5 protein-coding genes are annotated in these 3781 nt (G+C 71.1%); all 5 read left to right on the top strand.

The genetic code is table 11. The features are described from left to right. Positions 1-668 (top strand): 3-deoxy-8-phosphooctulonate synthase (kdsA, locus tag VIB55_RS17395; RefSeq protein ID WP_331877938.1); only part of this gene is annotated, 668 nt, incomplete at its 5' end. Beyond that, a complete protein-coding gene (locus VIB55_RS17390) occupies positions 661-1224 on the top strand; it encodes a KdsC family phosphatase (protein ID WP_331877937.1) in 564 nt (187 codons plus the stop codon). The genes kdsA and VIB55_RS17390, both read left to right, overlap by 8 nt. Before the next feature lie 80 nt (positions 1225-1304). Beyond that, positions 1305-2219: a KpsF/GutQ family sugar-phosphate isomerase gene (locus VIB55_RS17385; RefSeq protein WP_349263047.1), complete on the top strand. Its 915-nt coding sequence runs from the start codon at positions 1305-1307 to the stop codon at positions 2217-2219. A 5-nt stretch (positions 2220-2224) separates the two neighbouring features. Continuing rightward, positions 2225-2788: an LPS export ABC transporter periplasmic protein LptC gene (gene lptC / locus VIB55_RS17380; protein WP_331877935.1), complete on the top strand. Its 564-nt coding sequence runs from the start codon at positions 2225-2227 to the stop codon at positions 2786-2788. Further along, positions 2788-3781 (top strand): LptA/OstA family protein (locus VIB55_RS17375; protein ID WP_331877934.1); only part of this gene is annotated, 994 nt, incomplete at its 3' end. The genes lptC and VIB55_RS17375, both read left to right, overlap by 1 nt.

Below are 3781 nucleotides of genomic sequence, written 5' to 3'. Positions count from 1 at the left end.
ACAAGGCCAACCGCTCGTCCCCCGGCTCGCCGCGCGGGCCGGGCGTGGACGAGGGCCTGCGGAAGCTGGAGCGCGTCCGCGAGGCCACGGGGCTGCCGGTGATCACGGACGTGCACCTCCCCGAGCAGTGCGCGCCCGTCGCGGATGTCGTCGACGTGCTGCAGATCCCCGCCTTCCTCTGCCGGCAGACGGACCTGCTGGTCGCCGCGGGAGCCACGGGGAAGCCGGTGAACGTGAAGAAGGGGCAGTGGATGGCGCCGCACGAGATGAAGGGCGCCGTCGCCAAGGTGCGCGGCGCCGGCTCGCCCGCGGTCGCCACGACGGAGCGGGGAACGTTCTTCGGATACGGGAACCTGGTGGTGGACATGCGGTCGTTCGCGCTGATGCGCGAGGCCTGCGACGCGCCGGCCATCTTCGACGGCACCCACTCCGTGCAGCGCCCGGGAGAGGGCGGGGGAATCAGCGGCGGCGAGCCGCGCTTCATCCCCCCGCTCGTGCGCGCCGCCGTGGCCGCCGGGGCGGATGCGCTCTTCATCGAGACGCACCCCGAGCCGGCCAAGGGCTTATCGGACACGACTAACATGCTGCCGCTGGACCGCCTGCGTTCGCTGATCGAGGAGGTGCTGGGGCTGCGCGTGGCGCTGGGGATGGAGGCCGCCCGTGTTTGAGCCCATCGATCCCGCGCTGGCCCGCCGCATCCGCATGGTCGTCTTCGACGTGGACGGGGTGATGACGGACGGCGGCGTCTACCTGGGCGCCACGGCGAGCGGCGAGTCCGTGGAGCTCAAGCGGTTCGACATCCAGGACGGCCTCGGCGTGCTGATGCTGAGGAACGCCGGCCTGCGCGTCGCCATCGTCACCGGCCGCGTCTCCGAGGCCGTCCGCATCCGCGCAGGCGAACTGAAGGTGGACGACCTGCACCAGGACCCGAAGGCCGACAAGCTCAACGCGCTCACTGAGATCCTGCAGCGCAACGGGATCGGCTGGGACGAGGCGGCGTTCCTGGGCGACGACCTGCCGGACCTCGCCGTGCTCCGCCGCGTGGGGCTGCCCGCCGTCGTCGGCAACGCGACCAGCGACGCGCGTGCCGCCGCCGTCTGGGCCGCGAAGAAGCATGGCGGCCACGGCGCCGTCCGCGAGTTCGCCGAGGCGCTGCTGACCGCGCGCGGGCAGTGGGCGGATGCCGTCGCGCAGTACGTCGCCGAGCGCGAGGCGGGGCGGTGAGCGCGCTGCAGGAGCTGCTGGAGGTGGAGGGCGCCCTCGGCGTCGCCGACACGCTGGACCGCGCGCGCCTCGTGATCCGCATGGAGGCGCAGGCCGTGGCCGCGCTCGAAGACCGCATCGGCGACGAGTTCGCGGGCGCGGTGGAGGCCATCCTCACGGCGACGGGGCGCGTGCTGGTCGCGGGGATCGGCAAGAGCGGGATCATCGGGCGCAAGATCGCCGCGACGCTCACGTCGACGGGAACGCCGGCCACCTTCCTTCATCCGGTCGAGGCGCTGCACGGCGACCTGGGGATCGTGGGGACGGGCGACGTGGCCATCCTGCTCAGCAAGAGCGGCGAGAGCGAGGAGCTGCGTGGCCTGCTGGAGTTTTTGACGCGGATGGACGTGCGGGTGATCGCCATGACGGGGCGGATGAGCTCGGCGCTGGCCCGCCACGCGGACCACGTGCTGGACTGCTCGGTAGAGGAAGAGGCCTGCCCGCACGACCTGGCGCCCACCTCGTCGACGACGGCCACGCTGGCGATGGGCGACGCGCTGGCCGTGGCGCTGCTGCTGCGCCGGGGCTTCGGCCGCGAAGATTTCGCCCGCTTCCATCCCGGCGGCGCGCTGGGCCGCCGGCTGCTGCTGCGGGTGCGGGACGTGATGACGGACGCCCCTGCCGTGCGGCCGGACGCCACCATGCGCGAGGCGCTGGTGCTGCTCGCGGAGCGGCGCGGAACCGTGGCCGTGGTGGACGAAAATGGGCGGCTGCTGGGGGTGGTTACCTCCGGCGACCTGACGCGCCTGATGGAGCGGGAGGAACAGTTCTTCCGAATTTCCGTATCTGAAGTGATGACGAACACTCCCCGAACCGCCGAGCCCGACCAGCTCGCCGCCGCAGCCGTCGGCGTGATGGAGCGGCGCGGCGTGATGGCGCTTCCCGTCGTGGACGGCGAAGGGCTTCTCGTGGGGATGGTTCACCTTCACGACCTGATGCGGGCGGGAGCCGTCTAGGCCATATGAGCAGGACCATTCTCCGCGTTTTCGTGTGCGCCCTGGCGCTGCTGGCCGCCTGCGACGGCGAGTCGGGCATCGCCGCGCCCAAGGCCAGCATGAATGCCGACGAGGGCCAGCGCACGTACGGCCTGAACCTGAAGCTGAGCGACGGCGGCGTGCTGAAGGCCGACCTGAAGGGCGACACCGCCTTCCAGCGGCCCAACACCCAGGTGTTCGACCTCAAGGGCGTGCGGCTGACCTTCTACGACAAGCAGGGAAAGAACCCCGGCACCCTCACGTCCAAGACCGGCGAGTACGACGAGTCCACCGCGGTGATGGTGGCGCGCGGCAACGTGGTGCTGATCACGAAGAACGACGAGGGGCGCCAGCGCACCGTCCGCAGCGAGGAGCTTCACTACGACCAGCGCGGCGACCGCGTGTGGAGCACGCGCGAGACGACCATCGTGGAAGAAGGGCGCACGATGGTCACCCAGGGCTTCGAGTCCGACACGCGCTTCACCAACATGAAGGGCAACCGGGCCAAGGCCGAGGGCGTGCAGGTGAACGCCGGGGCGGGGGACTTCTGATGCGCCGCCTCCTGTCGATCCTGCTCGCCGTCGCCGCGATCGTGGCGCTTCCAAGCGGAGCCGCGGCGCAGAACGTCTGCAACCTGGTCTACCAGCAGGGCGGATGGAGCAGCAGCGGCCCCGAGGGGCAGCGCATCATCAACGCCGGCGGGCCGCTGAACGTGCGCTGTGCCAACGGCGAAGACCTGCGCGCCGACAGCGCGGTGATGTTCGAGGCCATCAACGAGGTTCATCTCTTCGGTCGCGTGGACTACCAGGACCCCACGCGCGCGCTGACGTCGGACTATGCCACGTACAACGGCAACACCGGCCGGCTGTGGGCCACCGGCAGCGTGGTGTTCACCGACAAGAACCGGGGCAGTACCCTGCGCGGGCCCAACCTGGAATACTTCCGCGCCGGCATGGGCCGCCCGCAGGCGCAGGCCATCGCTACGGAGCGTCCCCACCTGACCGTGGTGCCCTCCTCGCGCGGCCGCCAGCCGATGGAGATCGACGCCAACCGCATCACCACCGCCGGCGAGCAGTTCATGACGGCCGAGGGCAACGTGGTGATCGATGGCAAGGAGATGGATGCCTGGGCGGGCGAAGCCTACTACGACGCCACGGCCGAAAAGATGGAGCTGCGCGGCAACGCCCGCGCGAAGGGCGAGCAGTACGAGCTGACGGCGGACTACATCGAGAGCATCCTGGCGCAGGGCGCCATCGATCGCGTGCTGGCGCGCGGCAACTCTCGGCTGGTGCAGGAGCGGCTTCGCATCACCGGCCCGCAGCTGCAGCTGTTCTTCGCCCGCGACTCGCTGCAGCGCCTCGTGTCCGGCAACTCACCCCAGGCCACGGGGCGCTCCGTGGCCCTGTCGCGCGGCTTTCGCATGGAGGCCGATTCGCTGGAGGCGCTGACCCCCGGGCAGCGGGTACGGCAGGTGATCGCCATCGGCGGGGCGCAGGGGCAGGCGTGGGACACGCTGCAGGTGGCCGGGCCCACGCCCCACGACG

It is taken from the genome of Longimicrobium sp. (genome assembly GCF_036554565.1).
In the GTDB taxonomy this organism is placed as follows: Bacteria; Gemmatimonadota; Gemmatimonadetes; order Longimicrobiales; family Longimicrobiaceae; genus Longimicrobium.
The sequence above is the reverse complement of the archived record's forward strand: the minus strand, read 5'-3'. Positions and strand labels throughout refer to the sequence as shown.

Excerpts from the sequence above, each read along its gene's own strand:
- VIB55_RS17385 (WP_349263047.1), top strand. The coding sequence starts at position 1,305 with ATGGAGGCGCAGGCCGTGGCCGCGCTCGAAGACCGCATCGGCGACGAG.
- lptC (WP_331877935.1), top strand. The coding sequence starts at position 2,225 with ATGAGCAGGACCATTCTCCGCGTTTTCGTGTGCGCCCTGGCGCTGCTG.